Annotated in this window: 13 protein-coding genes; 6 read left to right on the forward strand and 7 right to left on the reverse strand. The window is 66.6% G+C overall.

Translation table 11 applies throughout. The annotated features are described in order from the left end of the window. The first annotated feature begins 9 nt into the window (after positions 1 to 9). A complete protein-coding gene (locus V6X63_RS07580) occupies positions 10 to 609 on the forward strand; it encodes a YceI family protein (protein ID WP_367966170.1) in 600 nt (199 codons plus the stop codon). Continuing rightward, on the forward strand, positions 602 to 1585 hold the full coding sequence (locus V6X63_RS07585) for a patatin-like phospholipase family protein (protein ID WP_367966171.1): 984 nt from the start codon (positions 602 to 604) through the stop codon (positions 1583 to 1585). The genes V6X63_RS07580 and V6X63_RS07585 overlap by 8 nt, the downstream gene beginning before the upstream one ends. Here V6X63_RS07585 and V6X63_RS07590 read toward each other — a convergent pair. Then, positions 1582 to 2595, reverse strand: a complete 1014-nt coding sequence (locus V6X63_RS07590) for a phosphoribulokinase (protein WP_367966172.1) — start codon at positions 2593 to 2595, stop codon at positions 1582 to 1584. The two genes, V6X63_RS07585 and V6X63_RS07590, sit on opposite strands and share 4 nt — an antisense overlap. 144 nt (positions 2596 to 2739) lie before the next feature. Between V6X63_RS07590 and rraA the strand changes: the two genes are divergently transcribed. The 3 genes from rraA to V6X63_RS07605 are packed head-to-tail and all read left to right on the forward strand — an operon-like array spanning position 2740 to position 4089. Further along, positions 2740 to 3219 carry a ribonuclease E activity regulator RraA gene (rraA, locus tag V6X63_RS07595; protein WP_367966173.1) on the forward strand — a complete coding sequence of 160 codons (480 nt, stop codon included), beginning with the start codon at positions 2740 to 2742 and terminating at the stop codon, positions 3217 to 3219. A gap of 29 nt (positions 3220 to 3248) precedes the next feature. Further along, a complete protein-coding gene (locus V6X63_RS07600; protein WP_367966174.1) occupies positions 3249 to 3707 on the forward strand; it encodes a CBS domain-containing protein in 459 nt (152 codons plus the stop codon). Next, the gene (locus V6X63_RS07605) at positions 3694 to 4089 is read left to right on the forward strand and encodes an RNA-binding S4 domain-containing protein (RefSeq protein WP_367966175.1); all 396 of its coding nucleotides are present in this window, start codon (positions 3694 to 3696) and stop codon (positions 4087 to 4089) included. The genes V6X63_RS07600 and V6X63_RS07605 overlap by 14 nt, the downstream gene beginning before the upstream one ends. Positions 4090 to 4092: 3 nt before the next feature. On the opposite strand, the gene uvrA is transcribed toward V6X63_RS07605, so the two are convergent. The 3 genes from uvrA to V6X63_RS07620 are packed head-to-tail and all read right to left on the reverse strand — an operon-like array spanning position 4093 to position 13488. Further along, positions 4093 to 9630 (reverse strand): excinuclease ABC subunit UvrA, encoded by a 5538-nt coding sequence (uvrA, locus tag V6X63_RS07610; RefSeq protein WP_367978542.1) that lies wholly within the window; start codon positions 9628 to 9630, stop codon positions 4093 to 4095. Then, positions 9623 to 11644, reverse strand: a complete 2022-nt coding sequence (locus tag V6X63_RS07615; protein ID WP_367978543.1) for a tRNA(Met) cytidine acetyltransferase TmcA — start codon at positions 11642 to 11644, stop codon at positions 9623 to 9625. The genes uvrA and V6X63_RS07615 overlap by 8 nt, the downstream gene beginning before the upstream one ends. Further along, the gene (locus tag V6X63_RS07620) at positions 11644 to 13488 is read right to left on the reverse strand and encodes an ABC transporter ATP-binding protein (RefSeq protein ID WP_367978544.1); all 1845 of its coding nucleotides are present in this window, start codon (positions 13486 to 13488) and stop codon (positions 11644 to 11646) included. The genes V6X63_RS07615 and V6X63_RS07620 overlap by 1 nt, the downstream gene beginning before the upstream one ends. A gap of 231 nt (positions 13489 to 13719) precedes the next feature. On the opposite strand from V6X63_RS07620, the gene leuA reads away from it, so the two are divergent. Next, positions 13720 to 15420, forward strand: coding sequence for a 2-isopropylmalate synthase (gene leuA, locus V6X63_RS07625; protein WP_367978545.1), 1701 nt, complete (start codon positions 13720 to 13722; stop codon positions 15418 to 15420). Here the strand turns inward: leuA and recQ are convergent. The 3 genes from recQ to V6X63_RS07640 are packed head-to-tail and all read right to left on the reverse strand — an operon-like array spanning position 15363 to position 20988. Further along, complete coding sequence (gene recQ / locus V6X63_RS07630; RefSeq protein ID WP_367966180.1) at positions 15363 to 17189, reverse strand: DNA helicase RecQ; 1827 nt, start codon at positions 17187 to 17189, stop codon at positions 15363 to 15365. The two genes, leuA and recQ, sit on opposite strands and share 58 nt — an antisense overlap. Beyond that, positions 17186 to 17833, reverse strand: coding sequence for an OmpA family protein (locus tag V6X63_RS07635; RefSeq protein ID WP_367966181.1), 648 nt, complete (start codon positions 17831 to 17833; stop codon positions 17186 to 17188). The genes recQ and V6X63_RS07635 overlap by 4 nt, the downstream gene beginning before the upstream one ends. Positions 17834 to 17892: 59 nt before the next feature. After that, on the reverse strand, positions 17893 to 20988 hold the full coding sequence (locus V6X63_RS07640) for an error-prone DNA polymerase (protein ID WP_407826375.1): 3096 nt from the start codon (positions 20986 to 20988) through the stop codon (positions 17893 to 17895). Between the last annotated feature and the right edge of the window lies 1 nt (position 20989).

Consider the following 20989-nt stretch of genomic DNA (forward strand, 5'->3'; position numbering starts at 1 on the left):
AGCTGGATCATGACAAGGATGGCGCTCAAGTCGCTGGTAATGGGTTTTCTGCTCTCCCTCGGCATCGGTGCCGGTGCCCAGGCCGCACCGGAGCGTTTCGTGCTCGACGAGAGCCACGTCAGCGTGGGTTTCCTGGCGGGACATGCACGCTTTGCCAGTGTGCTCGGACAATTCACCGACGTCTCCGGCGGCTTTGTCTACGATGCCGAGGCCCAACGACTGGTGTCCGGCAGTGTCACGGTGGACGCCGCGAGCGTCTTCACCGGCCATGAGGACCGCGATGGCCATCTTCGCGATGGCGATTTCCTGGCGGTCGAGCAGCATCCGGTGATCCGGTTTGAGGCAACCGGTTATGAACCGATCGGTGAGGGCGAGGGTACCCTGCGGGGTGATCTGACGCTCCTCGGCGAGACCCGACCGATCGAACTGGCGCTCACCCTCAACCGCCGTGCTCCGCATCCCATCGGTGGGGCCGATACGCTCGGCGGCTCGGCCCGCGGCAGCATCAATCGGAGTGACTTCGGCATGGATTACGCCCTCGAGGGTGATCTGGTGGGCGATCGGATCGATCTGATCATCGAGTTCGAGGCCATCCGCGAGGATGGCTGAGGCGGTCACTGACGTCCGTCAGCCGCGCATCGGGCTCGCGCTGGGCGGCGGAGCGGCCCGTGGCTGGGCGCACATCGGGGTGATCCGCGCTTTGCAAGAGGCGGGTATCGAGGCCGATATCATTGCGGGCACCTCGGTGGGTGCCATCGCCGGCGCCATGTTCGGCAGCGGGCATCTCGACGCCTTCGAGCAGTGGGTGCGGTCGCTCAACCGCCGCGATGTCCTGGCCTATATGGATTTCGACATCGGCAATGGTGGCTTCATCCAGGGGCGGCGCCTGATGGCACGCTTTCACAAGACGTTCGATACCATGGATTTCGCGGATCTGGATCGGGCGCTGGGCGTTGTCGCCACTGACCTCTACAGCGGTCAGGAGCGCTGGTTGCGGGAGGGTGATCTGGCCACCGCGGTGCGGGCCTCAATGGCCCTGCCGGGGGTATTCACGCCGGTGCACGTCAAGGGGGAATGGCTGGTGGATGGCGGCCTGGTCAACCCGGTGCCAATCTCGCTCTGCCATGCCATGGGCGCTGATCGCGTCATCGCCGTCAATCTCAGCGGTGGACTGGTGGGGCGGCGCATTCAGTCGCCGGTCGCACGGACAGGGGCACAGGGGGGTGATCACGGGGACGACGAGACGGCCGCTCACTCCGGCGGCGCACCAGACGCACCGCTTGCCTGGTGGCATCGCTTCTCCAGTGGCTTCCGGGACAGCGCCGAGGCCCTTCAGGCTCAGTTCCAGCGCGGCGAGCAGGATACGGCGCCAGGTGTTTTCGATGTCATCGCCACGGCGGTGAACGTCATGCAGGATCGCATCACACGCAGCCGCATGGCTGGTGATCCGCCGGATCTGCTCATCAGTCCCCGGCTTGCCCATATCGGTCTGCTGGAGTTGCACCGGGGCGAAGAGGCCATTGCCGAGGGCTATGACTGTGTACAGCGCATGCGTCCGGCCGTGGAGGCGTTTCTCGAGGATTAATCAGCGAGTGCAGACACCCGGGTGAGAACCGGCCAGGCCACCAGCATCTGGGCGAAGCGGACAGTGGCGGGCCTCGGTGGCTCGTCGGGCCGTTCACCGGCCGGCATGTCCAGCCCGGCGAAGGCGCAGATGGCCTGTTCCAGCGTCTCCAGCGCGGCTGGTGCCATGTAGCCATCAACGTGCAGCACGTTAACGGCCCGGCCCCGGAATTGGCTTGGGACCGTGGCCAGCATGAAGGGCATGGCGTGCTGGCGCGTCATGTTGGTGAGGTCGACCGGCAGGAAGAGTGACTGCTGATCCTCATCCCTCGGTTCGACGATCACCTCGAGGTGATAGCAGGTCTCGGATAGGTCGGCGTCCAGCCGGCCGAGTGCCAGCCGTCCCAGCTCGCTGGGGTGGATGCGCAGGATCACGTCCGCCACATCCTGCTGGCCGGCGATCCAGCGCTCATACTCATGGGCCCGACGGCTGATCTCGGCCTCGGCGTCCGCCGGTGCATAACCCCGTTCCCGTGTATCGCGGCGATGTTTCCATTCACGTTTGACCGAGGCGGCCGTGTCTACATAAACGGAGAAGTCGAGCAGCGGCCGGAATTCCGGGTAGAGGGTGTGCAGGCCCTCGACCATGACGATCGGCGTCGGACTGTGCAGGCGGGGAGGCTGAAAGCGGCCTGTGGCATGGTCATAGACCGGGATCTCCACCGCCTCGCCGGCACGCAGGCAGCGGAGATGTTCCACCGCCTGTTTCAGGTGGTTGGCGTCGGGGTCGAGTGGCGTTCGCCCGGAGATCCGGCGGGTGGCACGATCCTCGGCGTGATAGCCGTCGAGACTGATCTGACTGACCCGATCGGCACCCAGCAGCCGCTCCAGCCCTTGCGTGTACGTGCTTTTGCCGCTGCCGCTGTCGCCGGCGACGCCCACCACGATCGGCTGCTGCCGGGTGGCCAGCCGGGCGGGCAGCTGATTGGCGCCGGGACGCGGCGCCCTGTCCTGGGCGGTATGGGTTGTCATGGGGAACCTTCGATGCGCTGGGCGGGGTCGCCGCTGTCCGGAGATTCGCTCCCGCCACGGTACCCTGTCAAATCCGGCGGACCGGGAGTTGCTCATGGGCAAGCGGGCGGTTAGCTTTGCGGTTGCGGATGAAGGAGTTTTCCGATGGCGATCAAGACCACCGATCTGTGTGACGAGTATGTCGAGCAGCTGCGCATCCTCTCCCCCATTTTCGGGGATTACGGCGGGCGGCATGGATTTGCCGGCATCATCGAGACGGTGAAGACATTCGAAGACAACTCCCGGGTGCGGGAGATGCTGGATACCCCGGGGGAAGGGCGGGTGCTGGTGGTCGACGGGGCGGGGTCGCTGCGCTGCGCCCTGGTCGGTGACCAGCTCGCCGCCAAGGCCCGCGACAATGGCTGGAATGGTCTGCTCGTCTACGGCTGTGTCCGTGATGCGGCCGACCTGGCTGATCTGGACATCGGCATCAAGGCGCTCAATACGCATCCCTGCCGTAGCGAGAAGAACAACGTCGGTGAAGTAGGGGTCGCCGTGACCCTGGCCGGCGCCACCATCAAACCGGGCGAGTGGCTGTGCGCCGATCGCGACGGTATCGTCATCGCCGCGGAGGCGCTGGTATAGACGCAGAGCCCCTGGCAAGGAGAGAGGAAATGGCGGAATCCATTCGATCACTGCTGCGCGAACGCCCGGCGGCACTTCATGCCCTGGGCCCCGACAGCACCGTGGCCGATGCGGTCGGACTGATGAATCGCAACAACATCGGGGCGGTTCTGGTCATGACACCGGATGAGGCGCTTTTAGGCGTTTTCACCGAGCGCGATGTGCTACGGCGGGTGCTGGGTGAGCGTCTCGATCCTGCTGCCACGCCGCTGGAATCCGTCATGACCCGAAAGGTCTTCTGGATCCCCCCGACAGCCAGCGTGGACGAGGCGATGACGGTGGTTTCGGAGCGCAATGTGCGGCATCTGCCGGTGATGGAGCAGGAGCGGGTTCTTGGCATGATCTCGGTGCGAGACCTCACCGCCGCCGTGGTCCGGGAGCGCGAGCTGCAGGTCGCGGAGCTCACCAGTTACATGCATGGCAGTTACGGGGGCCATGTCGGAAGCTGACGCAGTCCGCCTCGACCGTTGGCTGTGGGCGGCTCGGTTCTTCAAGACCCGCCGCCTCGCCGTGGATGCCATCAAGGGCGGAAAGGTGAGCGTTGACGGGGCCCGGGCCAAGCCCGCAAGGGCCGTCAAAGTGGGTCAACGCCTGATCATCCGCAAGGGGCCACAGACCTTCGAGGTGGATGTCGAGGGCCTCGCCGCGCAGCGCGGCCCGGCGCCGGAGGCGCAGAAGCTCTACACGGAGACCGCTGCCAGCGAGGCGACCCGTGAGCAGCAGCGTGCCGAGCTGCGGGCGGCGGCCGCTGCGCAGCCTCGGCCCGACCATCGCCCTGAACGCCGCGATCGCCGGCGGCTTGCGGCGTTCAAGCGCGGCGGCCAGGACTGACGATCAACTGACTGCCTCGCCGGAGCGGCCTGCCTGCCGGGTGGACATGAACTCTGCGAGAAGGCGGCCGGTATGCGATTCGCGATTTCGGCATGCCTGCTCCGGCGTGCCCTGAACCACGATACGCCCGCCGCCATCTCCGCCCTCCGGCCCGAGGTCGATCAGCCAGTCGGCCTCGGCGAGTACGTCAAGGTTATGCTCAATCACGACAACGCTGTGACCGGCATCAACGAGCCGGTGCAGCACCGCGGTGAGCCGTGCGACATCGGCGATATGCAGACCGACGGTCGGCTCGTCGAGGATGTAGAGCGTGTTCGCCGCCGCGAACCGCCCGGTCTCCGGCCGGGCCTTGGCCAGTTCGCTCACCAGCTTGATGCGCTGGGCCTCGCCGCCGGACAGCGTCGGGCTGGGCTGACCCAGAGTGAGGTACCCCAGCCCCGTATCCCGCAGCAGCCCCAGGGTGTGATGCAGCCGTTTATGTGCCGCAAAGAAATCCACCGCGGTCTCTATGTCCATGTTCAGTACATCGCCGATCGAACAGCCCCGCCAGGTCACGGCCAGGGTCTCCGGCGTGAAGCGCTGGCCGTGACAGGTCTCGCAGGGCACGGTGACGTCCGGGAGGAAGTTCATCTCGATCCGCCGCATGCCCTGCCCCTCGCAGTCCGGGCAGCGGCCCTCGCTGGTGTTGAATGAAAAGCGTCCTGGCCCGTAACCACGGACGCGGGCCTCTTCCGTCTGGGCGAAAAGGCGGCGTATCTCGTCGTAGATGCCGACATAGGTCACGGGACAGGAGCGCGGCGTCTTGCCGATGGGCGTCTGGTCGACCTCGAGGACACGATCCAGTGACTGCCAGCCGCTGATTTCCCGACAGCCGTGGGGTGGAGCACTGGCATCTCCCGCACGGCCAAGTCGGGCGCGCAGACTGCCATGGAGCACCTCCCGAACCAGGGTGCTTTTACCGGATCCGGATACACCGCTCACTGCCGTCAGGCGGCCCAGCGGGATGCGCGCATTGACCTCGCGGAGATTGTTGGCCTGAACTGCCAGCAGCTCGATGGCTTCCGTGGCGTGGGCATCGCGGCGTTCGCCGCGCTGTGGGTGATGCATGGGATTGCTCAGGGCGCGCCCGGTGACCGAATCGGGATTGGCCAGCAGGTCCTCGAGCCGGCCCTCGGCCACGATCCGTCCGCCCTGCACACCGGCGCCGGGGCCGAGGTCAATGACATGCTCGGCGCGGCGGATCGTATCCTCGTCATGTTCGACGACGACCATGGTGTTGCCCTTGGCCTCCAGGGCCGCCAGCGTGTCGAGGAGCATCCGATTGTCGCGGGCATGCAGTCCGATGGTCGGTTCATCGAGGATGTAGCACACACCCTGGAGGTTGGAACCGAGCTGGGCCGCCAGCCGGATGCGCTGGGCCTCGCCGCCGGAGAGCGTCGGCGCCGCCCGATCGAGGGTGAGGTAGCCGAGGCCGACCGCCGCCAGGAACCCGAGCCGCCCCTGCAGCTCGGACAGGATGTCGCGGGCAATCGCGGCGTCCCGACCGGTCAGTTCGATATCGCGGAAGAAGGACTCGGCCTCGGCCACCGAGAAGCTGCCGTACTCGGCAATACCCCGATCGAGAAAACGCACGGCCAGTGCCTCCGGCCGCAGGCGATGGCCCTTACAGGCCGGGCATAGCCGCGGCCCCTCATCCTGCTCGCTTCGCCACTGGCGCTCCTCGCCGGTCTGCTCGGCATCGAAGCCCTTGAGCACGACGCCGGTGCCGAAGCACGTCGGGCACCAGCCATGCCGGGTGTTGTAGGAGAACAGCCGCGGATCCAGCGGGCTGAAGCTGCGATGGCAGCCGGGGCAGGCCCGCTCCGTGGAATAGAGGGTGGTCTCCCCCGTCGCTCTGGCCACCTTGACCTGGCCCTTGCCATAACCGAGGACCTGCGCCAGCGCGGCACCCAGTGTGTCCTCGTCGGCAGGATCCGGCTCGAGGGTGGCGACGTGCAGATCGATATCATGTTCCTGGTAACGGTCGAGGCGAGGCCAGTCGGCGGTGGGCAGATCCTCGCCATCCACCCGTAGGTGGCTGAAGCCTTTGCCGCCGGCCCACTGGGCCAGGTCGGTGTAGTACCCCTTGCGCGCCACGACCAGCGGTGCCAGGAGCGTGACCGCTTCGCCGCGATGCGCCTCGATGAGGTGGGCGGCGATGGACTCTCGGCTCTGCTCGCGGATGGGCAGATCGCAGTGGGGACAGTACTGGGTGCCCAGTTTGACGAACAGAAGACGCAGGAAATGGTGCAGCTCAGTCATCGTGGCCACGGTGCTCTTATGGCCACCGCGGCTGGTGCGCTGCTCGATCGCCACCGTCGGTGGAATGCCAAAGACGGCATCCACGTCGGGCCGTGCTGCTGGCTGGACGAACTGCCGCGCATAGGCATTGAGCGACTCCAGATAGCGCCGCTGGCCTTCGTTGAAGAGGATGTCGAAGGCCACGGTGCTCTTCCCGGAGCCGGACAGCCCCGTGATCACGGTGAGACGGTCCTGCGGTATACGCAGGTCGATGCCGCGGAGGTTGTGTTCGCGCGCGTTGCGGATCTCGATAGCCCGTGGTTCCGCCGCGACCGGGTGTGGCCGGTCATCCGCCGGCGTCTGGAGCGGAGGAACGCCCGCCACACGTTCGCTTTGATAGCGTTTCAGCGCATTACCCGTATGGCTTTCGGCAACGCCCATGACCGCCTCGGGCGTTCCTTCCGCAACCAGTCGGCCACCGGCATCGCCGCCCTCCGGGCCCAGGTCCACCAGCCAGTCGGCGGCCAGCATGACATCGAGGTTGTGCTCGATGAGGATGACCGAATGGCCGGCCTGGATCAGCCGCTCCAGCGCGGTGAGCAGGACGCGGATATCCTCGAAATGCAGACCCGTGGTGGGTTCGTCGAACAGGAACAGCTTGTGTCCGCCGCCCCGCTTGCGGGCCCTGGCGAGGTGGCCGGCGAGCTTCAGGCGCTGGGCCTCTCCGCCGGACAGTGTCGGGACCGGCTGTCCCAGCTGCATGTAGCCGAGTCCCACCGCAGCCAGTGGCTCCAGCCCGCGAAGGATGTCCGGTTGGTCGGCGAAGAACAGGCGTGCGTCGTCCACGGTCATCTCGAGGCACTCGGCAATGGACGCCGGCGGCCGATCGCAGCCCGGGGCCGGGGCGATGCGCACCTCCAGGACGGCGTCGCGGTAGCGGCGTCCGTCGCAGCTGGCGCAGCGCAGATAGACATCCGAGAGAAACTGCATCTCGACATGCTCGAAGCCGTTGCCGCCGCAGGCCGGGCAGCGGCCGGCACCGGCGTTGAAACTGAACGTGCCGGCGGTATAGCCGCGCTCCCGGGCGAGGGGATCGCGGGCGAATGCCTTGCGGATCGGGTCGAAGGCACCCACATAGCTGGCCGGGTTGGAGCGTGTGGTGCGGCCGATGGCCGACTGATCGACCAGCACCACCTCGTTGATGGTCTCAGCGCCACGGATGGCCGCGTGGTCGCCGGGTGGGTCGACCGCCTCGCCCAATGCCTTGCGCAGCCCCCGGTAGATGATGGACTCGAGCAGCGTGGACTTGCCCGAACCCGACACGCCGGTGAGACAGACGAGCCGATGCAGGGGCAGGCTCACGTCGATGCCGCAGAGGTTGTGTTCGCTGGCGCCCTCGATGGCGAGCCACTGGTCAGGTGAATGCCGATCCGTGCGTCGTTCGGCGGCCTCGACGCGACGACGGCCCTGCAGATAGGCGCCGGTCAGCGATTTTCCATCGTTGAGGAGAGCGGCCGGCGAACCGTTGAAAACGATATCTCCGCCATCGCGGCCGGGCCCCGGACCAATGTCGATGATGCGATCGGCGGCCCGCATGATGTCCGGGTCATGCTCGACGACGAGCAGGGTGTTGCCGGCATCGCGCAGGCGGTGCATCACCGAGGTGATGCGCTGGATGTCCCGGGGGTGCAGCCCGATACTCGGCTCGTCGAGGACGAACAGGGTATTGACCAGCGAGGTGCCAAGCGCCGTGGTGAGATTGATGCGCTGCACCTCGCCACCCGAGAGGGTCCGCGACTGCCGGTCGAGTGTCAGGTAGCCGACACCGACCTCTTGCAGAAAACCGAGGCGCATGCGGATCGCCTCGAGCAGCAGGGGAACCGCTTCGTCCAGCGGCGCAGGGAGTACGAGCTGCTCGAAGAATCGCGCGGCGCGCGCCAGGGGCAGGCTCATGAGATCGTGCATGTTCAGGCCCGGCAGTCCCTGGAAGACCGATTCGGGCATGGACACGCCGCGGGGGTGATGGCGCTCGTCGGGGGGCACCGCGAGGGCCGCTTCATCATGGCCGCCGAGGCGCCAGAGCAGCGCCTCGGGCTTGAGACGTGCGCCCTCGCAGTCCGGACAAAGGTCGTAACTCCGATATTTGGACAGCAGTACGCGCACATGCATCTTGTAGCTCTTCGACTCCAGCCAGTCGAAGAAGCCGCGCACGCCGTACCATTGGCCGCGGCCGCCGCCTTCGCCCTCGATGACCCAGTCGCGGTCCGCCGCCGGCAGATCCTGCCAGGGGACATCGGTGGCGACGCCATGGCGGCGGGCATGACGCATCAGATCCTTCTGGCACTCCGCGGACTTGCCGGACTGCCAGGGCCGGATGACGCCACCGGCCAGGGTCTTGCGCGGATCCGGAATGACCAGGCCGTAGTCGATGCCCATGATCCGGCCAAAGCCGCGGCAGGTTTCGCAGGCGCCCATGGGCGAGTTGAACGAGAAAAGACTGGGGCTGGGGTCGCGGTAGTGCCGATTGCAGTCAGCGCAGTGCAGCGCCTGTGAGAATCGATGCTCAGCAATCGGTTCACGCTGGTCATCGAGCTCAAGCACCACCAGATGGCCACGGCCGTGCTGAAAGGCCGCCTCGGCGGCTTCGACCAGCCGGTCGCGCCGGGATTCCTCTACCCGGATACGGTCCTGGGTGACGCGCAGGCGCCCGTCCGGCTGATCGCTTATGCGGGTATAGCCCTGTCGCTCCAGCAGGCCACGAATCTCGCTGCAGTCATAGTTGTCGGGAACGTCCACATCGAAGGCGATCACGGCCCGCACGCCCGGACAGCGTTCCCGGAGCCGCTGATAGACCCCCTCGGCCGTGTCCCGCGTCACCGCCCGCCCACAACCACCGCAGTAGAGCCGCGCCCCGCGGGCAAACAGCAGCTTGAGATGGTCATTGAGTTCGGTCATGGTCCCCACGGTGGAGCGGGAAGTGCGAACCGGGTTGGTCTGATCAATGGCAATGGCCGGCGGGATACCCTCAACCCGATCCGTGGCGGGGCGGTCCATGCGATCGAGGAACTGCCGGGCATAGGGTGAGAACGTCTCGACGTAGCGGCGCTGGCCCTCGGCATAGATGGTGTCGAATGCCAGTGATGACTTGCCGGATCCTGATACCCCGGTCACGACCGTGAATTCGCCGGTGGGCAGGTCCAGGTCGAGGTTGCGCAGATTGTTCTGGCGGGCACCGCGGATGCGGATAGTGGAGTCACTCATCGTCGGTCCTCAGGCTTTGGGCAAGCAGTCTGCGCAGGCGGGCGATCGCCTCGCGGCGGCCGGATAGTCCGGCGATCCGGACCATGGCCGTACTGTCGAGGGGCTGATCCACTGCGGCATCCAGCAGCGCCCGATCAGTGCCGCTGAAGGCCTCGCCGTCTCTTGCCGCCCAACGCGCGAGGGCACCATGGGCGTCCAGCAATGACCGGTGGCCGAATGCGAAGGCCTCAAGATCGACCCGGTCAATCGCGGTCGGATCGCAGCGTGCCGGCAGGTCCTTCTGCAGCCGGGCGGCCAGTGCCGGTGTCACATCGCGCAGACCATGGGCGAGCTGGTCGGGCAGGTGAACAGCCAGTCGCTGGCGGGCCTGTGCCAGAAGCTCGTCTCCGCGTTCGTTCAGGGCCTGCAAAAGGATGACCGCATGGGTGCCGCTGCGTGCATCGCGGCGGTTACCGACTCTGGCCGGCCGTAATCCGCAGGCATGCCAGAAGTCTAGCACCTCGGCGGTCATCCCGAAGCTGGTGCCAAGCCAGTCGAGCCCGTTATCCAGGGCATCCTCTCGAGCGGCCTCGACCAGGGCACGGCCGATGCCGGCGCGCCGGCATTCCGGATGCACGGCGATACGCTGGATGCGCAGTCCCTCACGTGTCGCTGCATCGATGATGCCGGCATGGAATGTCAGTGACTGGGCGATCAGGTGCCCGGCCGGCCGGCGCTGACCGGCATGGATGGTCCGGCTGAGTGCCGGCGCCAGTCCGCCCTCGATACGGGCGGCGAGGATCCCGATGACGGCGCCCTGGTCACGGGCCAGCCAGATCCGCATGGAGGGGTCGTCAAGCAGCTGGCGCAGGTCCCGGGGGCGGGTCTGGTAATGCCCGGCGACCAGCAGACCGAAGGCTCTGGCCAGATCCTCCTCGCCGCCCGCCAGATCGGTGGCCGTTACGCGCTCGATCTGCGGTGCGATCACCCTGCCATGCGGCTGCGGATCGGTGTCGAGGAGCAGGAGCCGGTCGACCAGGATTTCGAGGGGATCGTCGGCCGCCCAGCGGATGGGGCGCGAGAGCCGCATGTGCCGGAACGCCCGCGGCTGGGTGGCGAGGGTCTCCGCCAGCCGGACAATCAGGCCACGGCCGCTGCCCTCGTAGCCGTGCACGGTGCCGGTCATCACGCAACGGGGGTTTTCCTCAATCAGCCGCGCCACCAGCGGGAGGGGCAGCGCGGCCGCCTCGTCGATGAGCAGCACTGATGGGTCCGGTTGCACATCCTCGGGCGCGAGGAACGTCGGAGGGCTTTCCCCCGCGCTGGCGAGTGCCGTGGCGGCGGCCGCCCGCGACGGTGCCGTCAGCCGTAGATCGCCTGCGCTCCCGATGGCGCGGGCGGCAAGGCCAAGCACGGCCGACTTGCCACGCCCGCGATCGGCGGTGATCAGCAGGGTTGCCGCGTCATCATTCGCCATCATGCCGGTGATCGCCTCGATGACCTCGCTCTGCGCTGCCGTGGGCTCCACCGTGCCCATGCGCTGACGGCCCGTCGGGCGGGGCAGCGCCTTAATGTCGGCGTTCGCTGTCTGCCGCCGGACCGCCGGCGAGCCGCTGAGATGCCGGATCATTCGGCTGATGAATACCGATCCCGCCGGGGCGGGAGATACACCCTCGCTCAGCAGGCGTGTCAGCGCGGGGTCCGGATGTAATGCCCAGTCCTCCGCCGGCGGCGTGAGCAGCAGGCAGTGACCGCCGCCGGAGATGGCGCCGGCGAGGGCGCCGAGGTCATCCGGATCGAAGCCCGAATGCGCATCGATCACCCCGGCGGCAAGGGTCTGGCCCAGGAGTGATCGGCCCTGGCCCGGCGGCACTGCGTGAATCCGCCCGGAGCCAGATTGACCATCGCCTCCCGCGCCCGTCCCGATCCAGCCGATGGTGTCGGGATCATGATCCACCAGCAGATCAAGTGCCTGTCGCCGGCATTCGGCTGCGGTGCCTTCGATCCACAGCAGATGGCGGAGCATCCCGGTCATTACTGATAGCCCGCGGCCTGGAGCCGGAAGAGCCGCGCGTAGCGGCCATCGGCATGCAGCAGCGACGTATGGCTGCCCCGCTCGATGATCCGTCCGCCTTCGATGACGATAATTTCATCCGCCATACGCACGGTGGAGAATCGATGGGAGATGAGAATGGCCATCCGGTCATGGGTGAGTGAGCGGAAATGCTCGAAGATCTCCGCCTCGGCAGCGGCATCCATGGCCGCGGTGGGTTCGTCGAGCACAAGGATATCCGCCCCTTCGCGCATGAACGCCCGGGCCACGGCGATCTTCTGCCACTGTCCCCCGGACAGCTCACGCCCGTCGCGGAACCAGCGGCCGAGCTGGGCATGATAGCCACCGGGGATCGCTTCGATGAATGGTTCGGCCAGGCCCCGGCGGGCGGCGCGCTGCCACCGGCGTTCATCATCGAAATGACGGACGTCGCCGGCGCCGATGTTCTCGCCCACCGGCAGCTGGTAGCGCATGAAATCCTGGAAAATGATGCCGATGCGCTCGCGCAGGGCCTGGCTGTCCCAGTCGCCCAGATCCGTCCCGTCCAGCAGTATGCGCCCGGCCGTCGGGGCGTATAGACCGGCGAGGAGTTTGATCAGTGTGGTCTTGCCAGAGCCGTTGTCACCGACCAGGGCGATGCTGTGGCCCGGCGCCAGATGCAGCGAGACATCGCGCAGGGCGTCATCCTCGCTCCCGGGGTAGCGGAAGCTGACGGCCTCGAAGCGCAGCCCGTCACCCGGTATGGCACCCTCAATGGCATCGCCGGTGCCAATGGTGATTGGCTGCTCCAGATATTCGTAGAGATTGGACAGGTAGAGGTTGTCCTCGTACATCCCACTGATGGCTGTGAGACTGGCGCTTACGGCGCTCTGGCCCTGCCGGAAGACGCTCAGGTACATGGTCATCTGTCCGAGTGTGATCCGGCCGGCCACGGTGGTCATGACGATCCAGGCATAGGTGGCGTAAAAGGCGAGGGTGGCGATCAGTCCCAGACCGAAGCCCCACAGGTCGCGTCGCAGGGTCAGCCGGCGGTCTTCCCGATAGAGACGGCGGAAGATGTCTCGATAGCGCTCCAGCAGCAGTGGTCCGAGCTGGAAGAGCTTGACCTCCTTGGCGCTGTCCTCCCGGGCGAGCACTGTCTCGAGATACATCTGCTGGCGGGTATCCGGGCTGCGCCAGCGGAACAGGCGGAAGGCATCGCCGGAGAATTTCGCCTCGGAGAAGAACTGCGGGAGGCCGGCTGCCACCAGGATGGCCACGGCCCAGGGCGAGAAGCCCAGGAGCAGGCCTGCGAAGCTGGCCAGCGAAATCGCGTTCTGAATAAGCCCGAATGTCCGGTTGACCAGGCTCAGCGGGCGGCTGGATGCCTCGCGCCGGGCGCGGGTGAGCTTGTCGTAGAACTCCGAGTCCTCGAAGTCGGCGAGCTGCAGCGTCTGCGCCTTTTCCAGGATCATGACGTTGACGCGCTGCCCGAGCTGGGCACGGAGCAGTGACTGGACGATCTGGATGCCCCGTTGGGCGCCGGCGATGCCCGCCATGATGCCGCCCTCGAGGGCCACCAGCCAGAGCAGGCGCGGGGGGATGCCGTCGTCCGCGTTGATCGCCGCGACTACGCCGTCGACGATCAGCTGACCGACCCACGCGGCGGCCGCCGGGAGCAGGCCGGCGACGAGGGTCGCGGCGGCGAGGATCAGCGTGAGCGGCCGGCTGGTCTGCCAGACCAGTTCGATGGCGCGCCGGCTGTAGCGGAAGACACCCAGATACTGGCGCCAGCCCCTGGGCGGGTTGCCGTCGCTGGCGGTTGCCGTCTGCGCAGGGGATGCCATCCCGCCAGTCTAACGCATGACTTGACGGCCTGTAGGGATTGGAGGTTAACTCAGGGTCATGATCACGGAATCCATCGTTCGCCCTGCCACCGTGCTTCTCCGCGGCCTGCTCCCCTGGCTGCTGCTGCGCCGCGCGCGCAGTTAACAGACCCCACCCAATACAGCCTCATCGCCCCGTGACCGCCCGAACCGGCGCCATCCGTCCCGTTGTATGACAGGGAGCACATGACGATGCTCGATGACCCAAGCCGCAAATATCAGCCTTTCCGTCCGATCCGTCTCCAGGACCGGCAATGGCCGGACCATACGATCACCCGGTCACCGGTCTGGATGAGCACCGATCTGCGCGATGGTAACCAGGCGCTGTTCGAACCCATGGATGTCGGGCGCAAACGCGCGTTGTACGACTGCCTGGTGGACGTCGGTTTCCGCGAGATCGAGGTCGGTTTTCCGTCCGCCTCGCAGGCCGATCATGACTTTGTGCGTCATCTCATCGACAGTGACGCCATTCCTGAGGGTGTCTGGATCGAGGTGCTCACACAGGCCCGCCCGGAACTGATCGAGCGCACTTTCGAGGCCGTGGCCGGTGCGCCCCGCGTGATCATACACGTCTACAACGCGACCTCTCCGGTATTCCGCGAGGTGGTCTTCCGGCAGAGCGCCGACGGCGTCCAGGCAATGGCCGTCGAGGCGGCCCGGCAGATCCGTGAGCTTGCCGCCATGCGTCCCGAGACGGCCTGGCGGTTCCAGTACAGTCCGGAGACCTTCAGCACCACCGAGCCGGCCTTCGCCCTGTCCGTGGTCGACGCAGTGACGGCGGTCTGGGATGCCTCGGCGGATGCGCCGGTGATCATCAACCTGCCGGCCACCGTGGAGATGGCCTCTCCCAATGTCTATGCCGATCAGATTGAGTGGATGCACCGCCATCTCGCCCGCCGGGACGGTATCGTATTGAGCGTCCATCCACACAATGACCGCGGGACCGGTGTGGCGGCGGCGGAACTGGCCCTCATGGCGGGCGCCGACCGGGTCGAGGGCTGTCTCTTTGGTAATGGCGAGCGGACCGGCAATGTCGACCTCGTGACGCTTGCCCTCAACCTCTATACGCAGGGCGTGCATCCGGGGCTGGACTTCTCGCGCATCAATGATGTGCTGCGCACGGTCGAGCACTGTACTGAAATCCCGGTCCATCCACGGCATCCCTATGTCGGCGATCTTGTCTTCACGGCGTTCTCCGGGTCCCATCAGGACGCCATTCGCAAGGGGTTCGCCGTGCAGCCGGAGGATGGGCTCTGGTCGGTGCCTTACCTGACCATCGATCCGCGCGACCTGGGGCGCAGTTATGAGTCGGTCATCCGGGTCAACAGCCAGTCGGGCAAGGGGGGTATGGCCTACCTGATGGAGCAGGCGTATGGCGTGACGCTGCCGCGGCGTCTGCAGGTGGAATTCTCGCGGGTGGTCCAGGCATACATGGATGCCGGGGGCGGTGAGGTGGCCGCAGAGGCGCTCTGGGAGATCTTCGAGCGCGAGTATCTGAGGCTGGAGTCGCCGATCCACTATATCGGCCACAGCCTGTTCGATGCCGGCGGACGTCAGGGCCTGCGTCTTCGAATCCGGCGTGATGGTCAGGTCATTACCCTGAACGGCTCGGGCAACGGGCCCATCGATGCGCTGCTGGATGCCCTGGGAAGCCCCGTGCGGGTCCGGCATTACGAGGAGCATTCCCTCAGCCATGGTTCCGACGCCGGTGCGGTGTGTTTCATGGAGCTTGCCGCCGGGGGAATCGACGGTGATGTCTACGGTGTCGGGATGGATGCCAATATCGTCACCGCCTCGGTACGGGCGGTCTTGAGCGGGGTTAACCGAATGGCGTCTCAGGCGCCGGCGGTACTCGGCAATGCCGCCAGCGTCGCGAGGAATGCCTCGCCATAGCGTTCCAGCTTGCGCGCGCCGACGCCCGGCAGGTCGGCGAATTCGGCCAGATTCGTGGGGCGTTGCTCGAGCATCGCGAGCAGCGTTGCATCATGGAAGATGACGTAGGGCGGGACGCCCTCGCGCTCGGCAAGGCGCCGACGCTCCGCTCGCAGGGCGGCCCAGGTGTCGGGGTCGACTGTCACGTCGGCCGCGGCAACCCGCATTCGCGGCTGTGCCCGCCGGCTGGGCAGGTCCTCGCGAAGGGATAGCCCGGACTCGCCCCGTAGCAGCGGCCGGCAGGCCTCGGCCAGACGCAGGCCGCCATGACCCTCGGGATCCGGTTCGAGGTAGCCATGCGCCAGTAGCTGCCGGGTGATCGACTGCCAGGTGGCGCGGGGCAGATCGGTGCCGATGCCGAAGGTGCTCAAGCGTTCATGACCGCGCTGGCGGAGCCGCTCGCCGTTCTCGCCGAGCAGCACGTCAATGACGTGAGCAGCCCCGAAGCGTTGCCCGGTTCTGTAGACACAGGACAGCAGCCGTCGCGCCGGATCCGCAGCATCCCATGTACGGGGCGGATTCTGGCAGTTGTCGCAGTTGCCGCAGCGCTCCGGGTATGCCTCGCCGAAATGCGCCAGTAGCGTAGGCCGGCGGCACTGAGTGGTCTCGCAGAACGCGAGCAGAGCCTCCAGGCGCTGTCGTTCACGGCGCTTGTGTCCGGCGCTGGCCTGCGACTCGGAACTCATCTGGCGGATGCGATAGATGTCCTGCAGACCGTAGACAAGCCATGCCTCCGCCGGTAACCCGTCGCGACCGGCGCGACCGGTCTCCTGATAGTAGGCCTCGAGCGTCTTTGGAAGGTCGAGATGCGCGACAAAGCGGACATCCGGCTTGTCGATGCCCATTCCGAACGCCACGGTGGCCACCATCACCAGACCGTCCTCGCGCAGGAAGCGTGACTGGTGATGCCGTCGGAGGGCCGGCTCGAGACCGGCATGGTAGGCAAGCGCCGGGATGTCCCGCGTATTGAGCCAGTCGGCGATCTGCTCGGTGGCCCGGCGTGACATACAGTAAACGATCCCGGATTCGCCGGCATGGCGCTCGCGGATGAAGCGCAGGAGCTGCTCGCGGGGCCGGTCCTTGAGCCCGACCTCGTAACGGATATTGGGTCGGTCGAAACTCGAGACGAAGATCCGTGCATCGGCAGGCAGCAGTCTCTGGCGGATCTCCTCTCGGGTGCGCTCATCGGCCGTGGCGGTGAGGGCGACACGCGGGACGCCGGGAAAGCGACTGCCGAGGATGTCCAGCTGCAGATACTCTGGCCGGAAATCATGGCCCCACTGCGAGACGCAATGTGCCTCGTCGATGGCGAACAGGGCGATCCGGATACCGGACAGGCGCTGCAGGAGGTCGCCGCCGAGCAGTCTTTCCGGCGCCACGTAGAGCAGATCGAGTTCGCCGGCCTCCAGGGCGCGCCCGATCTCCAGCCGCTCCTCAATGGAAAGGCTTGAGTTCAGTGCGGCCGCGCGGACCCCCTGCTGGCGCAGGGCAGCCACCTGATCCGCCATGAGCGCGATCAGTGGCGAGACGACGATGGCCACGCCCTCGCGCAGGAGGGCCGGGATCTGGTAACACAGCGACTTGCCGCCACCGGTTGGCATGAGGACGAGGGCATCGCCACCCGCAGCGATACAGTCAATGATCTCGCCCTGCTGGCCGCGAAAGCACGGATAGCCGAATACCTGCTCGAGCACGGCCCGGGCGGCCGTGCTCGTTTGCGGTGCGGTCAATTGTCGCGGGTGAGATCGAGGACGAGTTCCGTGCGGCGGTTGGGCGCCAGGCAGGCGATCAGCGCGTCGCGGCTCTGGTCATCGGCGCATTCAACGACCGGATCCGCTTCACCGACTCCAGTGGCTCGAATGCGGGCCTCATCCAGTGTCGTCAGGCTCTCCAGATAGTCGGCCACGGCATCCGCCCGCGCCTGGGACAGGTTGCGGTTGTAGGCCTCGCTGCCCAGCCGGTCGGTATGGCCAACGGCCTCTACGTCAGTGATCCGCCAGTCGGCACCGATATCACCAATGGCGGCACGGACGGCGTTCCGGCCCCGCGGCGTGAGCTCAGCCGAGTCGAAGGCGAACAGGACTTCAGAGCGGATCTCACGAACCTGATCGGTCTTTTCCGCCGCTTCTGGGGTTTCCTCAGCGTCATCGTTCATGGTGGTGGCAGGCGCATCTCCCGTCGGGTCACCGCAGGCCGGCGTCGGCTCGCCGGTGCGCGTGGGATCGCGCCAGCACAGACCGTCTTCATTGCGCCAGGGCTGGCCTTCGGCGTTGGTCCAGACCGGATGATAAGTGGTCTCGGCGGTGGCGACGGGCGCGGCCAGCGTCAGCAAGAAGGCGGTGGTGAGCAGGCTTTTCCAATGGAAGTGCTTCATGAGTGGATACCGTCCTGTGAGAAGTGGCCCTTCATAATATCGCCGTCATGCCCTGTAAGTCAGTGGAAATCGCGTGACCGGGTCTGCAGCTCCCCCAGCAGGTGGCTATGATCCTCGAGCCGCCCGGCGACCAGATGACAGACATCGCCGCGGCGCTCCCATATGCCCACCACGCCGAGCAGTCGGGCGCCCACCACCAGTGATCGCTGCCGTGCGGCCAGATCCTTCCAGATCACCACATTGGTACTGCCGGATTCATCCTCCAGTGTCAGGAAGACCACGCCACCGGCAGCCCCGGGTCGCTGTCGATTGATCACCAGTCCGGCCGCGCGGGCGATGCGACGATGTCCGGTCCGGGCCAGTTCGCAGAGGGGGCGATAGCCGCTGCGTCGTAGCCGCTTGCGCAGCAGCGCCAGGGGGTGTCGGCCCAGCGTCAGCCCGAGGCTGCGATAGTCGCCCAGCAGATCTTCGGCTTCCGAAGGGGCTGGTAGCGTCGGGGGCATCTCTGTCCGGGGGGCGGCATCCAGCAACGGACCCTGGGCCTCGATTCCGAGCACCTGCCACCAGGCCTGACGCCGATGTCCACCAATCCCGGCCAGGGCGCCGGCATCGGCGAGCGCACGCAGATTGCCGCGATCGAGTCCGGCGCGATGAGCCAGGTCGCCTATGCTGCTGAAAGCCCCGTCCGTTTCGCGGCTCTGACAGATGCGTTCCGCGGTCGTCCTGCCGAGACCTCGGATCAGCCGGAGGCCAAGGCGCAGCGAGGGCCGTCGGGATGCGTCGTCTTCATCATGCTCAAGGCTGCAGTCCCAGTCGCTGTAGCGAACATCCACACCATGCACGACAACGCCATGGGCGCGGGCATCACGCACCAGCTGCGCCGGGGCGTAGAACCCCATGGGTTGACTGTTGAGCAGGGCGCAGACAAAAACTTCGGGATAGTGCCGCTTGATCCAGGCGGAGACATAGACGAGCAGGGCGAAGCTGGCGGCATGGGATTCCGGGAAGCCGTACTCGCCGAAACCGCAGATCTGCTCGAAGATCCGCTCGGCGAATGCCGGCGCATAGCCGCGCTGGGCCATCCCCTGCAGCAGCCGTTCGCGGAACGGGCCGAGCCCACCCCGTTTCTTCCAGGCCGCCATCGCCCGGCGCAGGGAGTCCGCCTCCCCGGGGCTGAAGCCGGCGGCCACGACCGCCAACTGCATGACCTGTTCCTGGAAGATGGGTACGCCCAGAGTGCGCTCAAGTACGCCACGGACTTCATCGCTCGGATAGTCCACTGCCTCACTGCCGTCGCGGCGGCGCAGATAGGGGTGGACCATGTCCCCCTGGATGGGACCGGGGCGGACGATGGAGATCTCGATCACGAGATCGTAGAAACATGCCGGTCTGAGTCGCGGCAGCATGGCCATCTGTGCCCGTGACTCCACTTGGAAAATGCCCACGGTGTCGGCCTGGCAGAGCATTGCGTAGACGGACGGATCCTCGGCCGGGATGTCCGCCAGCGTAAGACGGCGGCCGTGATGCTGTTCGATGAGCATCAGGCTGCGACGGATGGCGCTCAGCATGCCCAGGGCCAGGCAGTCGACCTTGAGCAGTCCCAGGGTCTCCAGGTCGTCCTTATCCCATTGGATGATGCTGCGTCCGGCCATGGCCGCATTCTCGGTGGGGACCAGCTCGCTCAGCGGCCCCCGGCTGATCACGAATCCGCCGACATGCTGCGAGAGGTGACGCGGAAATCCGAGCAGCTCGCGGGTCAGGGTGAGCATGCGGTGGACCACCGGGTTCTGGGGATCGAACCCCGCTTCGCGCAGGCGCTCGTCATCAATCGCCTTGCCGTCCCACCACTGCATGCTGCCCGCCAGCCGGTCGACCTGATCTCCGTCCAGTCCGAGTGCCTTGCCCACATCCCGCAGCGCGCTACGGGGGCGATAGCTGATGACGGTGGCGGCCAGCGCTGCACGATGCCGGCCGTACTTGCGGTAGACGTACTGAATGACTTCCTCGCGGCGATCATGCTCGAAGTCGACGTCGATATCCGGTGGTTCGTTGCGCTCGCGGGAGATGAAGCGCTCGAATAACAGACTGGAGCGGGCGGGATCCACGGCAGTGATCCCCAGGCAGTAGCAGACGCTGGAATTGGCGGCCGAGCCGCGTCCCTGACAGAGAATGCCCTGGCGTCGTGCGAAGTCGACGATATCGTGCACCGTGAGGAAGTAGGGCTCGTAGGCCAGATCCTGGATCAGTCGCAGCTCGTGTTCGATGCTCTGGCGCACGCGTTCAGGGACCCCCTCCGGCCATCGCCGGTCGGCCCCGGTCTCCACCAGATGGCGCAGCCAGCTCGCGGGGGTATGCGTCGTCGGCACCAGTTCTTCCGGGTATTCGTAGCGCAGCTCGTCCAGGGAGAACCGGCAGCGCGCGGCGATAGCCACCGTCTCGGCGAGCATGGCTGCCGGGTAGTCCCGCCCCAGGCGTCTGCGCGGGCGCAGATGCCGTTCGCCGTTGCTGGCAAGCGCGTCGCCAAGCGCGCTCACCGGCTGCCCATGGCGAATGGCGGTGAGGGTGTCCTGCAAGGCACGCCTTCCGCGCCGATGCATGAGAACGCCGCCGCTGGCCACCGCCGGCAGGTGATATCGGTCGGCCAGCGCCTGACAGTGGTCCAGGCGTTCGCTGTCACGTCCGTCACGCCGGATCTGCGCCGTCAGCCAGCTGCGTTGCGGAAAGATCCGGCGAAGCCATCTGATGTCGCCCTCGTCGGTGCCGGGTTCCGTCACGAGCAGGGCAAGGCAGCCAGGGATGCCATCCTGCAGGTCTTCGCGTTCAAGCCGATAATCGCCCTTTCCCGCCTGGCTTCGACCCAGTGCGATGAGCGCTGAGAGCCGGCCATAGGCATCGCGGTCGGGTGCCAGCAGGATCAGGTGCAGGCCATCCGTCAGGCGGAACTCACTGCCCACGATCAGTCGGACAGGTCGCTCACGGGCGGCCGCATGGGCCCGGACTACGCCGGCGAGGGAGCATTCGTCGGTGATGGCCAGTGCCTCATAGCCCAGCTCATCGGCCCGCCTGATCAGCTCCTCGGGATGGGATGCGCCCCGCAGGAAGCTGAAATTGCTGACGCAATGAAGCTCGGCATAGGCCGGTACCCTTGCGTCCATC

The organism is Spiribacter onubensis (assembly GCF_040838425.1).
In the GTDB taxonomy this organism is placed as follows: Bacteria; Pseudomonadota; Gammaproteobacteria; order Nitrococcales; family Nitrococcaceae; genus Spiribacter; species Spiribacter onubensis.